At 65.2% G+C, this 230-nt stretch carries 1 protein-coding gene; it reads right to left on the bottom strand.

Annotated elements, in window-relative coordinates; genetic code table 11:
- Nucleotides 1-230 (bottom strand): acetamidase/formamidase family protein (locus AF337_RS31990; RefSeq protein ID WP_193393681.1); only part of this gene is annotated, 230 nt, incomplete at both ends.

Raw genomic sequence — 230 nt, forward strand, 5'->3', positions numbered from 1 at the left:
GGGCCGATGCCTGTCGTGACTTCGTAGCCGGCGCCGTCGAGATGGCGGGTCACCGGTTCGGTTGTGGTGAAGCGCGGCGTCTGCAGCTTGGCGTCCTTGACGAGCTCGATCGTCGCTTCGACGTTCATCTGGCTCTCGATCGCCGTGCCGCAGACTTCGCCGTCGCCCTGGGCGGCATGGGTATCACCGATCGAGAACAGCGCACCGTCGACCTCGACGGGTAGATAGAG

The sequence above is a fragment of the Rhizobium ecuadorense genome (assembly GCF_001187535.1).
In the GTDB taxonomy this organism is placed as follows: domain Bacteria; phylum Pseudomonadota; class Alphaproteobacteria; order Rhizobiales; family Rhizobiaceae; genus Rhizobium; species Rhizobium ecuadorense.